Genomic DNA, 13,866 nt, shown 5'->3' on the forward strand with positions numbered 1-13,866 from the left:
GTGGGCTGGACCTCAGCCGAGCTCGCTGGTCCCCGCGTACAGGTGCAGCACGGGGACCTGCAGCTCGTCGCGCGCGCGAGAGGCCCAGTCCCGGTGGAACGTGTCCTCGACCGCGTGCGGGTAGGTGACCACGACGATCTCGCGGACGCCGCCCGCCGCGACGGCCGCGGCGAGGGCGGGGAGCGGGTCGTCCTCGACGACCGCGCCCTCGGCGGTGGCTCCCGACGCCGCGAACGCCGCGAGGCTCTCGACCAGCTGCTCGGACGCCTCCTTGCGCGCCTCGGCGGGCTTCGGCTCACGGCCGAGCACGTCGTCGAGCGCGGCCCGCAGCTCCCCGAGGCCCAGGTGGTCGACGAACGAGACGAGCAGGTTGCGCTCGGTGTCGGCCGGCACCAGCACGCGGTACGTGAGGCCCTCGCCGTCGTGCAGGGCGAGGACGTGGGCGACGTCCGCAGCCGTCAACGAGTCCTCGGTGAGCACCAGGACGGTCGTCGCGACGGACGCGGGGGGCAGCGGCTCGGACGGCATCGGGAACGCGGAGTCGGTCACGCCGCGAGCCTAGAGGAGCCACCGACCGAGCAGCACGCCGCCCGAGTGCAGCAGGTGCGCGGGCCGCGCCTCGAGCGGCGGGGCGAACCAGTCGTCGTGGGCGACCAGACGTGGCGCCGGTCCGCCCACGAGCAGCGGGCTCCAGGTGAGGCACAGCTCGTCGACGAGCCCCGCGGCGAGCAGCTGGCCGAGGACGCCCGGCCCGCCCTCGGCCAGCACCCGCACGAGTCCGCGCGCGGCGAGTCCCGCGAGCGCGAGCCCGAGGTCCACCCGGTCGGGGCCCGCGACGAGCACCCGGTCGGCGCCGATGCGGTCGCTCAGGGCGTCGAGGTCGGGTCGGTCCGCGACCGTGACGACCAGCGGGGGCCGGTCCGCGTCCAGCAGCCGGTCGGGGAGCGGGCCGGTGCGGCTGACGAGGGCCAGCTCGAGGTCGACCCGCTGTCCACGGGCGGCACGCGCGGCGGCGAGCTCGGGTGCCACCGCGAGCGCGCCGTAGCCCTCAGCCCGCGCCGTGCCGGCACCGATGAGCACGACGTCGGCCATGGCGCGCAGCACGCGGAAGACGCGATGGTCGGCGTCCCCGTTGATCGATCCCGAGCGGCCGTCGGCCCCCGTGGCGGCGCCGTCGAGGGTCCCGATCATGTTCGCGCGCACCCACACCGGGTCCCCGGGGCGCGGCTCGGGGTGCGCGTAGAGCTCGCAGAGCGCGGGCTCCGCGGCGTCCTCGCCGGTCAGGCGCCGAGGCGCGCCGTCGAGCGGCAGCAGGACGTCCAGGTCGGGTCGCTCGGCCGAGGGCATGACACGAGGCTAGCGACCGGAGCGCCTAGGCTGGACGGTCGTGAGACCCGCTGACCCCGGCGCCGCTGCGGCCCGTCACCCGGCGGCCCGTCACCTGGCGGACCGTCGACCGCACGTGCCGACCGATCGCCTCCTCGCCGAGCTCGTCCCGCCACGCCACTTCGCATCCGCGTCGTTCGAGAGCTACGTCCCCGACCCGGCGTTCGCGAGCCAGCAGGTCGCGGCGGACCGCCTGCGCGCGGTCGCGGACGAGGTGCGGCGCGAGCGGACGGCGTCGTGGCTGCGGCGGCGCAGGCGCGCCGAGCCGCCCGCGGTCTACCTCGACGGAGGCTTCGGCGTCGGGAAGACCCACCTGCTCGCGGCCCTGGCGCACGCCGTCGGTCCGGAGGCCGCGGCCTACGGCACGTTCGTCGAGTACACGAACCTCGTCGGCGCGCTCGGGTTCGGCGCCACGGTCGACGCGCTCGCGACCCACCGGCTCGTCGCGATCGACGAGTTCGAGCTCGACGACCCGGGGGACACCGTCCTGATGTCGCGCCTCCTGCGCGAGCTCGCCGACCGGGGCGTCGCGCTCGCCGCGACGTCGAACACGCTCCCCGGTTCGCTCGGCGAGGGCCGGTTCGCGGCCGAGGACTTCCTCCGGGAGATCCAGGCGATGGCGGACCGGTTCCAGGTGCTGCGGGTCGACGGCGAGGACTACCGGCACCGCGCCGTCGTCACGGCCGGCGGGTGCGTGCCGGAGGAGCTGGTGCGGGCCGCCGTGGCGGCCGACCCCGGGGCGACTCTCGACGACTTCGGCACGCTGCTGCGGCACCTCAAGGAGGTGCACCCGAGCCGCTACGGCGCGCTGCTCGACGACGTGACGCTGGTCGGCCTCACCGGCGTCCGGCCCATCCGGCAGCAGAGCACGGCGCTGCGCTTCGTGGTCCTCGTGGACCGGCTGTACGACCGCGACGTCCCGGTGCTCATGGGTGCGACGGAGGACCGCCAGCTGTTCTCGCTGGCGATGCTGCGCGGGGGCTATCGCAAGAAGTACCACCGGGCGCTGTCCCGTCTCGGGTCGCTCGCCGAGCAGGGACGCGAGCTGGCCGCCTGACGCGGACGGCCGCACCGCACTGATTGCGGTCCCGACCACCGGGTCCTACCGTGGCAAAGCCCCCGTCGGTGGGCGGACGCCGCCCGCGAGGCGCTGCGACGGGGGCCAGGACGTGGCGACGACGCCGCGCCCGAGCCGCCGGTCGGCGTCTGGGGGCACCCATGAATCGTCCACGGTCACTCACGGTCCTCACTGCGCTGGCGCTCGCTGCCACCGGGCTCGGCGTGGGGGTCGCGCCGGCATCCGGCGCCGACGCCGACGCGACGACGCCGGTCCCGCAGGTCCAGGGGCCGCTCGCCGTGACGGCGGACTCCTACCCGTTCGGCGCGGCCGACCACCAGCTGGTGCCCCAGGACCTGTCCCGCGAGCACTACGTCGAGGAGGAGTTCCTCGTCAGCGGGACGTCGAACGTGTACTCGTGGCCGCAGGAGGGGCCCGCGGTCGTGCGGACGCCCGACGCGCCGTACACGACCCGCGTGCTGGTCCGCCGTCCCGAGAAGGGGGTGCGCTTCAGCGGGAACGTCGTCGTCGAGATGCTCAACCCGTCGAACCTGTTCGACCTCAACATCGGGTGGGCGGTCGCGCACCGGCAGATCATCGAGAACGGTGACGCCTGGGTCGGCATCACGGCCAAGCCGATCTCCGTCGAGGCGCTGAAGAACTTCGACGCCGACCGCTACGCCGCACTGTCCTTCGCCAACCCGTTGCCGCTCGACGACCCGCGCAACTGCGCGACCGTCGCGGCCGACAGCTCGCGGACGACCGAGAACGGCCTGGTCTGGGACATCTACAGCCAGGTCGGGGCGTGGCTCAAGAGCGACGCCCCGACGAACCCGCTGCGCTACCGGTCGTCCGAGAGCATGGTCGAGTACGCGTACGGGTTCGGGTACTCGCAGACGGGCGGCTACCTCGTCAACTACATCAACGCGGTGCACCCGCTCGTGGTGGAGTCCGACGGCGAACCGATCTACGACGCCTACCTGGTCGCCGTCGCGGGCGGCGCGTTCGCGGGCGCCTACCCGATGAACCAGTGCGAGCCGGCGCCGCCTGCGACGGACGCGCGCCGTCAGATCTCCGACGTCGGCGTCCCGGTCATGCGGATCATGTCGCAGTCCGACTACCTGCCCGGGATCGGCTCACGGCGCCCCGACAGCGACGCGCCGGGCGACCGTTACCGTCACTACGAGATGGCGGGCGCCGGGCACGCCACGCCCGACGAGCTGTACTTCTCGGCCGCTCCGGAGGACATCGTGCAGGCCGGCCGCTCCGTCCCGCCCATGTCGTGCAACGAGGGTCCCCGCAGCCGCTTCCCCAGCGCGATCTTCTTCGACGCCGCGCTGCGCAACCTCGACCTCTGGGTGCGCGAGGGCACAGCACCCCCTCGCGCCGAGCCGATCCTCGTGCAGGACGGCGCCCCGGTGCTCGACGAGTTCGGCAACGTCCAGGGCGGCCTGCGCTCGCCGTACCTCGACGTCCCGACGAGCACCTGGTTCGGCACCGCCACGGGAGCCTCGTTCTGCTTCATCGCCGGTTACGAGGTGCCGTTCGACACGGCGACGCTCACGGAGCTGTACGGCAACGAGGGCGTGTACATCCGGGCGGTGCGGGCGAGCATCAACGAGCTCGTCGACCAGCGATGGCTGACGGAGTACGACGCGCGGTGGTTGTTCCGTGAGGCGACCCGGGTCGACATCAGGTAGAGGCGGGGTGTCGGAGCCGCTCGGCGCGCAGCACGAGATCGAGCTGGTGGTGGGCGCCGCCGCCCCCGTGCACCACGCGGGGGCGGCGCTCGTCGACGTCGATCCGCCACTGCGGGCCGAGGACCGCTGCGACGTCGGCCGGGAGAACGTAGAGCGCGGGGTCGAACGGCTCGAACCCGCCCTCGTGGGCGTGGTCGGGTTCCCGCTCGACGTCGTGGTGGACGACGAGCAGCGTCCCGCCCGGTGCCACGAGATCGAGGAGGAGGTGCTCCGCCGACGCGTCGGTGGTCTTGCGCAGGACGGGGTACTGGGCGGAGACCAGGTCGAAGACGCCGCGCGGAAGGCCGGCCTCGACCAGACCGGTGCGCCGCCAGGTCACCTCGACCCCGGCCTTCCGGGCGTGCCGCTCCGCCCGGTCGAGCGCGACGCGGGAGACGTCGAGCGCGGTGACCCGCCAGCCCCGGCTGGCCAGCCACACCGCGTCGGCGCCCTCGCCGCAGCCCACGTCGAGCGCCCGGCCGGGCGACAGGCCGTCCACCTCGGCGACGAGTGTGCCGTTCGGCTCCCCGCTCCAGACCCGCTCGGTGGCGCCGTAGCGCTCGTCCCACTCGGCGGCGTCGGGCACGAGGTCGTCAGGGTCGGTCACCGGACCATGCTGCCACGCCCGGCGAGCAGTGACTCCGACCCCGCGACGAGCAGCCCTGGAACCACGACGAGCCAGGGCGGTACCGCCGACAGCGCGCGCTCGTCGGTAGCCTGCCGGGCCGCTCCGAACCGCACACCGGTGCGTCGCCCGGACGGGCTGGTGCTCACCACGGCTGCGCCGCCAGCCGGGCCTTCTCGGCCTCGACGTCGAAGTTCGCGGCAGGCCACTCCAGCCGGAGCTCCTCCAGCCCGTGCAGCAGCAGCTCGCTCACCGCGAGGCGGGCGTACCACTTCCGGTCGGCCGGGACCGCGTGCCACGGGGCGAGGTCCGTGGACGTGCGGTCGAGCACCGCCTGGTACGCCTCCGCGTACCTCGGCCGCAGGAGCCGCTCGTCGAGGTCTCCCGGGTCGTACTTCCAGTGCTTGTCCGGGCGGTCGAGCCGGGCCGCCAGCCGCTCGCGCTGCTCCTCGGGCGAGATCGCGAGCACGACCTTGACGATCGTCGTGCCGGACGCGACGACCTCGCGCTCGAAGTCGACGATCCGCTCGTAGCGCTCCTCCCAGATCTCTGCCGGCACCGTCTCGTGGACCCGCGGGACCAGCACGTCCTCGTACTGCGACCGGTCGAACACGCCGATCATCCCGGGCCGGGGGAGCGCCCTGCGGATGCGCCAGAGGAAGTCGTGCGCCTTCTCCTCGTCGGTCGGCACGCCGAACGAGCGGTGCTGGACGCCCTGGGGATCGACCATGCCGATGACGTGGCGCACGATCCCGCCCTTGCCCGACGTGTCCATGCCCTGGAGGACCAGCAGGACGGACCGGCTCCCCCCAGTCCTCCCGTGCGCGAAGAGCCGCTCCTGGAGGTCGGAGAGCTCGTCGCCGGCGGCCGCCATCCGTTCCTTTGCCGCGGTGCGACCTGCCCCCCAGCCCGGCGTCGCGCGATGGTCGAGGTCACCGAGACGGAAGTCCGGCCCGACCCGCAGCACCTGGTGCGCGGGGACGGTCCACTGCGGCCTCGCCATGGCTCCTCCTCGTCGGGCCGTCGCGTCAGGTGGCGGGTGCGGCACCCGGGCCGACGACGGCAACCCCGCGTGCCGGCACGACGACGACGTCGGGCTCGACGCGGACGGGTCCCCAGGCGGCGAGCACGGCCGCGACGCCGGCCCCTGGTACCGGCACGCGCTGCTCGACCGAGGACAGGTTGACGGCCACGTGCACGCCGCCCCGTCGCACCACGACCCACGAGGCGCCCGTCGGGTCGTCCCAGGCGGCGAGCTCGTCCCACCGGACGGTCGTGGCGGCGCGGTCGCCCGTCGCGAGGTCGGGCGTCGAGCGCCGGAGCGCGAGGAGGTCGCGGTACCACGCGAGCAGGCGCGCGTGCGCGGACCGAGCCGGCTCTGACCAGTCGAGCCGGCTCGCCTCGAACGTCGACGGGCTCTGCGGGTCGGGCACGTCGAGCTCGCCCTCGACCGTCTGGTCCGGGTACAGCTCGGCCCAGCCGTGCGTGGCGAACTCGTCGTGGCGGCCGCGCCGCACGGCCGCGGCGAGCTCGGGGTCCTGGTGGTCGGTGAAGTACATCCACGGCGTTCGGGCGCCCCACTCCTCGCCCATGAAGATCATCGGCGTGTACGGCCCGACGAGCACGAGAGCCGCGGAGGCGGCGAGCGCGCCGCCGTCGAGCCGGGCCGACGGCCGGTCCCCGAGCGCGCGGTTGCCGACCTGGTCGTGGTCGGACGCGAACACCACGAACCGGTGGCCGTCCATCCCGGCCGGCACACGCGCGCCCCACGGCCGGTCGCGGAAGCCGGACCACCCGCCGTCGGGCACGAAGACGCGCGTGAGGGCGCGAGCGAGAACCTCGGGGGCCCCGAAGTCGGCGTAGTAGCCGTGCCGCTCGCCGGTGACGAGCGCGTGCACCGCGTGATGCACGTCGTCCGCCCACTGGGCCGTCATGCCCTTGCCGCCGTCGGCCGTCGGGCTCACGGTCGCCGGGTCGTTCTGGTCGGACTCCGCGATCAGCGAGAGCGGACGACCCAGCTCGGCCGCGAGGGTCGCGACCTCGTCCGAGAGCTGTGCCAGGACGTGCACCTCGGAGTCGTCGACCAGCGCGTGCACCGCGTCGAGGCGCAGGGCGTCCAGGTGGAAGTCACGAAGCCAGTGCAGGGCGTTGTCGCAGATCCACCGGCGGACCCCCGTGGAGCCGGGGCCGTCGAGGTTGACCGCCCGGCCCCAGGGCGTCTCGTGCCGGTCGGTGAAGTACGGGCCGAACGTGTCGAGGTAGTTGCCCGAGGGGCCCAGGTGGTTGTAGACGACGTCGAGGCACACCGCGAGACCGCGCCCGTGGGCCGCGTCCACGAACCTCTGGAGCGCCTCGGGGCCGCCGTACGCCTCGTGCACCGCGTAGAGCGCCACCCCGTCGTACCCCCAGCCCCGCTCGCCGTCGAACGCCGCGACGGGCATGAGCTCGACCATGTCGACGCCGAGGTCCACGAGGTGGTCGAGGCGCTCGACCGCCGAGTCGAGCGTGCCCCCGGAGGTGAACGTGCCGACGTGGAGCTCGTAGACGACCGACTCGCGCACGTCACGGCCGCGCCAGCCCGCGTCGGTCCAGGTGAAGCGCCCGGAGTCGAACACCCGGCTCGCCGCATGCACGCCGGCCGGCTGCCACGCCGAACGCGGGTCCGGCCGCGGCGGGGCGTCGTCGACCGCGAACGCGTAGTCCGTCCCGTGCTCGAGGTCCGCCGAGCCGACCGGGGGCGCCCACCAGCCGTCGCCGGCCCGCTCGAGCGCGAGCCGGCGGTCCGGATCCGTCAGCACGAGCTCCACGGCCCCGGCGTCGGGGGCCCACACCCTCGGCCGCACGTCAGGCCTCCGTCCGGACGAGCAGGGCGACCGGCAGCCGGTCGAGGAGCGGCGCTATCGGCTGCACCCCGCCCTGGACCGGCCGGTCGGACAGCACGTCGACCCACGCGCCCTCGGGGAGCGCGACGGTGTGCCCCGCCCAGCCGCCCAGCCGCTCGAGCCCGATCGCGAGCCGGGTCGTCAGCGTGATCACCTCGGGCGAGCCGGCCTCGGTCCGGGCGAAGCCGAACAGGTGCCCGGTCGACGCGGCGAGCGGCACGTACCCCGCCTGGGCGCCGACGAAGACGTTCGGCCGGTCCCGACGCACGCGAAGCGCGCGCGACGTCACCAGGAGCTTCTCGTCGGCGAGGTCGCGCGGACCGGCGCCTGCGTCGAGCCGCTCGAGACGCTCGCTGAGCGCCACGTGGTCGACGGGGCGGCGGTTGTCCGGGTCGACCAGCGTCAGGGCCGGCACCTCGGTGCCCTGGTACACGTCCGCGACGCCCGGGAGCGTGAGCTGGGCGAGCTTGGTGCCGAGGGTCGCGGCGCGCACGCCGGTGGAGGCCCGCGCCAGCCAGCCCTCCAGCAGCAGCGCGACCCGGGGGTCCTCGACCGCGCGCTCGGCGACGCCGAGCACGGCCGACTCGTACGCCTCGTCGGGCGCCGTCCACCGCGTGCGGCTCTTCGCCTCGCGCATCGCCTTGGTCAGGTACTCGTGCAGACGCTCGACGGCGATCGGGCCGTCGTCCGACCAGGTGCCCGCGAGGGTCTGCCAGAGCAGGTTCTCGGTGCGCCCGTCGAGGAGCGCCGTCCGGTAGCCCGCGGTCGCGTCGCGCAGCCGTTCGACGAGCTCGGCCCACTCGTCGGGCAGCTCGCTCAGCACGCCCAGCCGCGCGCGCGTGTCCTCGCCGCGCTTCGTGTCGTGCGTCGAGAGCGTGGTCATCCCGACGGGCGTCTGCCACTGCGCGCGCGCGGCCCAGGCGTGCATCTCGTCCGGGCTGACCGCGAACCTGCCCGGCTCGCCGCCGACCTCGCACAGCCCGACCTCGTGGGTCCAGCGGTAGAACGCCGTGTCCTCGACGCCCTTGGCCATGACGGCGCCGCACGTCTGCTGGAACCGCACGACCAGCTCGTCGCGACGTGCGCCGCGCGTCTGGCCGGCGCTCCCGGCCTCGCGGCCGAGGAGCAGGTCGACCAGCACGTCCATGGTGGCCCAGCGCTCCTCCGCGAGGCGCGAGCGGGCGACCTCCGCCGCCGCGAGCATCGCGTCGACGCTGTCCCGGTGGACCTCCTCGCCCGGCACCACGTACGCCCGGTAGCGGTCGAAGGCGACGAGCAGCTCGACCAGGCAGTCCTCGAGCGCGCGCCAGGTGTGGTCCCGCAGCCGCAGGTCGTCCCGGCAGATCCCCGCGGCGAGCTCGGTGAGGCGGTGGACCTCGGCGTAGAGGGCGCCGTCGACGATCTCGCGCTTCGCGCGCTCGATCACGTGGGGCAACGCGTCGGGGCTGTCGCCGGCGACGCGGTGCATCACCGCACCGAGGGTCGCCGTGCCTGCCGGATCGGTGAACGTGGACTGCAGCCGCCACAGCGACTCGTAGCCCGTGGTGCCGACCGTTGCCCAGTCGGGAGGCAGCTCCTCGTCGCCGGCCAGGATCTTCTCGACCGCGACCCACGCGCCACCGCTCTGCTCAGCCAGGCGCGCGAGATACCCGGTGGGGTCGGCGAGGCCGTCAGGGTGGTCGATCCGGAGCCCGTCGAGCGTGCCGTCGTGCACGAGCTCGAGCACGAGCGCGTGCGTCGCGTCGAAGACCTCGGCGTCCTCGACCCGGACCGCGGCGAGCGTGCCCACGTCGAAGAAGCGCCGGTAGTTGAGCTCCTCGTCGGCGACGCGCCAGTACGCGAGCCGGTAGTGCTGGCGGTCCAGCAGCTCCGCGAGCGGCAGCGCGGACGTCCCGGCGCGCACCGGGAACACGTGGTCGTAGTAGCGGAGCACGTCGACCTCGCCCCCGTCCTCGAGGCCGGGCACCACCATCCGGTCGAGGGTGACCTCGCCGCGGCCGAGGACCGCGCCGATCCGGTCGCCGAGCACCGGCATGAGCAGCGCGCCGTCGCCGGCCGACCAGTCGACGTCGAACCAGGCGGCGTACGCCGACTCCGGCCCGTGCGCGAGGACGGACCACAGTGCCCGGTTGTGCCAGGCCGGGGTCGGCACGGCCATGTGGTTCGGCACGATGTCGAGGATCAGCCCGAGGCCCCGGGCCGTCGCGGCGGCGCGGAGGCGGTCCAGGGCCTCGCGGCCCCCGAGCACGGGGGAGACCTCGTCGTGGTCGACGACGTCGTACCCGTGCGTCGAGCCCGGTGCCGCCCGCAGGACGGGGGAGAGGTAGACGTGCGTGACCCCCAGGTCCGCGAGGTACGGCACGAGCGCGGCGGCGTCGTCCAGCGTGAGGTCGGCGCCCAGCTGCAGGCGGTACGTCGAGACCGGCGTGGGACGACCGGCAGCCGGACGACGCCGCGCCGACCCGGTCGGCGTGGGCTCGTGCGCCTCGCTCACGCGGAGCCCAGCCCCGACGCACCGGCGCCGGCGGTCCCTGCCGGGCGGGTGAGCACCACGGTGCTGCGGGCGGTCACCTTGACCACGGAGGCGGCGTCGACGCTCTCGCCGACCTCGAGGTTGTGGTCGGTGTCGAGGACGCAGGTCCACTCGGCCCCGAAGTCGGCCGGCGGCAGCGTGAACGTGAGGTCGTCCGGGCTCGCGTTGAACATGACCAGGAAGCTGTCGTCGACGATCGGCTCGCCGCGCGGGTCGGGCTCGCTGATCGCCTCGCCGTTGAGGAACACCATGACCGCGCGGGCGTGGTCGACCTCCCACGCCTCCTGGCGCATGTTCTCACCGGACGGCGTGAACCAGGCGATGTCACGCAGGTTCGACTCGCGGTCCTGGTCGGGCTGCCCGGCGAAGAACCGGCGGCGCCGCAGGACCGGGTGGTCGCGCCGCAGTCGCACGAGCCGTTGCGTGAACTCGACCAGCGCGAGGCGCGGCGCGTCGAGGTTCCAGTCGATCCACGACAGCTCGTTGTCCTGGGCGTAGACGTTGTTGTTGCCCTGCTGGGTCCGTCCGAGCTCGTCGCCGTGCGCGATCATCGGGACCCCCTGGGAGAGCAGCAGGGTCGTGAGGAAGTTGCGCTGCTGGCGGCCGCGCAGGGCGCGGACCTCCGGATCCGACGTCGGCCCCTCGACCCCGCAGTTCCACGAGCGGTTGTGGCTCTCGCCGTCCTTGTTGTCCTCGCCGTTCGCCTCGTTGTGCTTCTCGTTGTAGGAGACGAGGTCGGCGAGCGTGAAGCCGTCGTGCGCGGTGACGAAGTTCACGGATGCGATCGGCTTGCGGCCCGTGTGCTCGTAGAGGTCCGAGGAGCCCGCGATCCGGCTCGCGAACTGCGCGAGGGTCGAGGGCTCGCCGCGCCAGAAGTCGCGGACCGTGTCGCGGTAGTCGCCGTTCCACTCGCTCCACAGCGGCGGGAACCCGCCGACCTGGTACCCGCCCGCGCCGAGGTCCCACGGCTCGGCGATCAGCTTGACCTGGCTGATGACCGGGTCCTGCTGGACCATGTCGAAGAACGCGGACAGGCGGTCGACCTCGTGGAACTGGCGCGCCAGCGTCGACGCGAGGTCGAAGCGGAACCCGTCGACGTGCATGTCCTGCACCCAGTAACGCAGCGAGTCCATGATCAGCTGCAGCACGTGGGGGTGGCGCATGAGCAGCGAGTTCCCGGTGCCGGTCGTGTCGAAGTAGTGCGCCTGGTCGTCGTCGACGAGCCGGTAGTAGGCCGCGTTGTCGATGCCGCGGAACGAGAGCGTCGGGCCCAGGTGGTTGCCCTCGGCCGTGTGGTTGTAGACGACGTCGAGGATCACCTCGATATCCGCGGCGTGCAGCGCCTTGACCATGGCCTTGAAGTCCTGGACCTGCTGGCCGGGCTGGCCGAGGGCACTGTAGCCGTTGTGGGGGGCGAAGAACCCGATCGTGTTGTAGCCCCAGTAGTTCGAGAGCCCCTTCTCCACGAGGTGGGGGTCGTTGACGAACTGGTGCACGGGCATGAGCTCGATCGCGGTCACGCCGAGCGACGCGAGATGGTCGACGATCGCCGGGTGCGCGATGCCCGCGTAGGTGCCGCGCAGCTCCTCCGGGACGTCCGGGTGACGCATCGTCAGGCCCTTGACGTGAGCCTCGTAGATCACGCTCGCGTGGTACTCGTGCTGCGGGGGACGGTCGTGGCCCCAGTCGAAGAACGGGTTGATCACGACCGACGTCATCGTGTGGCCCGCGGAGTCGTCGTCGTTGCGCTCGTCGGGCGCGTCGAACCGGTAGGAGAACAGGGACGGGTCGCCGTCGATCTGCCCGTCGATCGCCTTGGCGTACGGGTCGAGCAGCAGCTTGCTGGGGTTGCACCGGTGCCCGTTCGCGGGGTCGTACGGGCCGTGCACGCGGTAGCCGTAACGCTGCCCGGGGTTCAGCCCGGGGACGTACGCGTGCCAGACGAAGCCGTCCACCTCGGTCAGCTCGATCCGGGTCTCGCCACCGTCGTCGGCGATGAGGCACAGCTCGACCCGCTCCGCCACCTCGGAGAACAGCGCGAAGTTCGTGCCCGTCCCGTCGAACGTCGCGCCGAGCGGGTAGGGGTGTCCAGGCCAGATCTGCATGTGCACAGGGTGCCAGGCGATCGGCCCGGGCCGCGCGGCGAACGACCGGACCGGGGCCGACGTCACACGCGGAGATACCATGGCGGCGCGACGGCCGGGACGACGGCCGCGCAGGCGCGACGTCGCCGTCGGTGGTGCGTGGAGAGGGGTGCGGACGTGGCGGTGCAGCAGCGGAGCACCCGTCAGCGGGCGGCGATCGTCGACCTGCTCGAGGACGTCGGTGAGTTCCGCAGCGCGCAGCAGCTGCACGAGCTGCTGACCACCAAGGGGTCGACCGTGGGTCTGGCCACCGTGTACCGCGCGATGCAGGCGCTCACCGAGAGCGGGGACGTCGACGTGCTGCGGGCGGGGGACGGCGAGGCGCTCTACCGGCGGTGCGTCCGGCGCGCCCACCACCACCACCTCGTCTGCCGCACGTGCGGGACGGCGATCGAGATCGACGGTCCGGGCGTCGAGGCGTGGGCGGCGACGGTCGGGGCGGCGCACGGGTTCACCGAGATCGACCACACCGTCGAGCTGTTCGGCACGTGCGGGTCGTGCGGGGCGGGCGCCCCGGACTGACGGCCCGTGCGCGTGGTTCGCGCGCCGTCCCGCACGCGATCGCATGCACGATCAAGGCTCGACGGTCGTCGACGCGTCCAGCGCGGTCGTCACCTGGTCGGGTGCGCCGAACCGCGCGAGACTCATCGCGCCGGCCAGGACCAGGGCGAAACCGGCGACCGCCGTCCCGGTGGCACCCGGGAGCGCTCGGTCCCCCGCGAGCAGCGCACCGAGCGCGGAACCGACGACGGTCTCGGTCGCGACCATCGCTGCGGTCGCCGCCACGACCGTCGTCCGCTGGAGGGCCATGGCCGCCAGCAGGAGCCCGAGCAGGCCCCCGAACCCCATGGCCCACGCCGCCGGGTCGGCGACGACGACGTCGGGTGCGTACCCACGCAGGATGCGCGCGCCGAGCGCGAGCACCGCGAACGCCGCGCCCGACAGGACGCCCAGCACGAGCCCCACGCGCGGCCCCGCCGGTCTCCGCGCGGCCGCGGCCGCGGCGAGCACCAGGATGGCGAGCGCGACGAGGAGACCGTGCCGGGTGCCCGCCGGCACGGCGTCGGAGCGGTGGGCGCTCGCGGAGGCGGCGAGGAGCACCAGCCCGCCGACCACGCCCACGACGGCGCCTGCCTCCAGGCGGCTCAGCCGCGTGCGGAGCAGCACGACCGACAGCGCCGCCGTCACGGCGAGGCTCGACGCGCGGCCCGACTGGACCACGAACAGCGGCAGCGTGCGCAACGCGAGGAACGAGAGCGCGAAACCGGTCGCGACGAGACCGAGCGCGGCCAGGTAGACGGGTCGCCGTGCGAGCCGGACGAGCAGACCGGCGTCGAGACCCGGACGCGTGCGCTCCTGGCGGGCCGCGCGCGCCTGGAGCACCGCGGCAGCCCCGGAGCACAGCGCGGCGGCGGCTACGCCGATCAGGGCAAGCGACACGACACTCCTCCAGGGACCCGACAATTCGCCCAGGTAGCCACGCGGCCTGCGTAGGCTACG

Annotated in this window: 12 protein-coding genes; 3 read left to right on the forward strand and 9 right to left on the reverse strand. The window is 73.9% G+C overall.

Going from position 1 to position 13,866, the window contains the following annotated elements; genetic code table 11:
- Nucleotides 1-12 precede the first annotated feature (12 nt).
- Together HIR71_RS04135 and HIR71_RS04140 are read right to left on the reverse strand one after the other, a co-directional pair.
- The gene (locus tag HIR71_RS04135; protein ID WP_169323868.1) at nt 13-528 is read right to left on the reverse strand and encodes a hypothetical protein; all 516 of its coding nucleotides are present in this window, start codon (nt 526-528) and stop codon (nt 13-15) included.
- 30 nt (nt 529-558) lie between these two features.
- Entirely contained in the window at nt 559-1,347 is a 789-nt protein-coding gene (locus HIR71_RS04140) for a dihydrofolate reductase family protein (protein ID WP_169323697.1), read from the reverse strand.
- Between the two features lie 40 nt (nt 1,348-1,387).
- Between HIR71_RS04140 and zapE the strand changes: the two genes are divergently transcribed.
- Nucleotides 1,388-2,443, forward strand: a complete 1,056-nt coding sequence (gene zapE / locus HIR71_RS04145; protein WP_169323699.1) for a cell division protein ZapE — start codon at nt 1,388-1,390, stop codon at nt 2,441-2,443.
- Nucleotides 2,444-2,604: 161 nt separating this feature from the next.
- Nucleotides 2,605-4,143, forward strand: a complete 1,539-nt coding sequence (locus HIR71_RS04150; protein ID WP_169323701.1) for an alpha/beta hydrolase domain-containing protein — start codon at nt 2,605-2,607, stop codon at nt 4,141-4,143.
- Here HIR71_RS04150 and HIR71_RS04155 read toward each other — a convergent pair.
- Genes HIR71_RS04155 through glgX form a run of 6 tightly spaced genes read right to left on the reverse strand, consistent with a single transcriptional unit; the run spans nt 4,136 to nt 12,327 of the window.
- Entirely contained in the window at nt 4,136-4,789 is a 654-nt protein-coding gene (locus HIR71_RS04155; protein ID WP_311836077.1) for a class I SAM-dependent methyltransferase, read from the reverse strand. The genes HIR71_RS04150 and HIR71_RS04155 overlap by 8 nt on opposite strands.
- The gene (locus HIR71_RS04160) at nt 4,786-4,956 is read right to left on the reverse strand and encodes a hypothetical protein (protein WP_169323704.1); all 171 of its coding nucleotides are present in this window, start codon (nt 4,954-4,956) and stop codon (nt 4,786-4,788) included. Before HIR71_RS04160 ends, HIR71_RS04155 begins: the two co-directional genes overlap by 4 nt.
- On the reverse strand, nt 4,953-5,810 hold the full coding sequence (locus HIR71_RS04165) for a PPK2 family polyphosphate kinase (RefSeq protein ID WP_169323706.1): 858 nt from the start codon (nt 5,808-5,810) through the stop codon (nt 4,953-4,955). The genes HIR71_RS04160 and HIR71_RS04165 overlap by 4 nt, the downstream gene beginning before the upstream one ends.
- A gap of 25 nt (nt 5,811-5,835) precedes the next feature.
- The gene (treZ, locus tag HIR71_RS04170) at nt 5,836-7,650 is read right to left on the reverse strand and encodes a malto-oligosyltrehalose trehalohydrolase (RefSeq protein ID WP_169323707.1); all 1,815 of its coding nucleotides are present in this window, start codon (nt 7,648-7,650) and stop codon (nt 5,836-5,838) included.
- Nucleotide 7,651: 1 nt separating this feature from the next.
- Nucleotides 7,652-10,183 (reverse strand): malto-oligosyltrehalose synthase, encoded by a 2,532-nt coding sequence (gene treY, locus HIR71_RS04175; protein ID WP_169323709.1) that lies wholly within the window; start codon nt 10,181-10,183, stop codon nt 7,652-7,654.
- Nucleotides 10,180-12,327: a glycogen debranching protein GlgX gene (glgX, locus tag HIR71_RS04180; protein ID WP_169323711.1), complete on the reverse strand. Its 2,148-nt coding sequence runs from the start codon at nt 12,325-12,327 to the stop codon at nt 10,180-10,182. The genes treY and glgX overlap by 4 nt, the downstream gene beginning before the upstream one ends.
- A gap of 156 nt (nt 12,328-12,483) precedes the next feature.
- On the opposite strand from glgX, the gene HIR71_RS16695 reads away from it, so the two are divergent.
- Nucleotides 12,484-12,888, forward strand: a complete 405-nt coding sequence (locus HIR71_RS16695; RefSeq protein ID WP_311836078.1) for a Fur family transcriptional regulator — start codon at nt 12,484-12,486, stop codon at nt 12,886-12,888.
- 51 nt (nt 12,889-12,939) lie between these two features.
- Here the strand turns inward: HIR71_RS16695 and HIR71_RS04190 are convergent, their stop codons facing one another.
- Nucleotides 12,940-13,806, reverse strand: a complete 867-nt coding sequence (locus HIR71_RS04190) for a hypothetical protein (protein WP_169323713.1) — start codon at nt 13,804-13,806, stop codon at nt 12,940-12,942.
- Between the last annotated feature and the right edge of the window lie 60 nt (nt 13,807-13,866).

The sequence above is a fragment of the Cellulomonas fimi genome (genome assembly GCF_012952065.1).
GTDB classification, from domain to species: domain Bacteria; phylum Actinomycetota; class Actinomycetes; order Actinomycetales; family Cellulomonadaceae; genus Pengzhenrongella; species Pengzhenrongella fimi_A.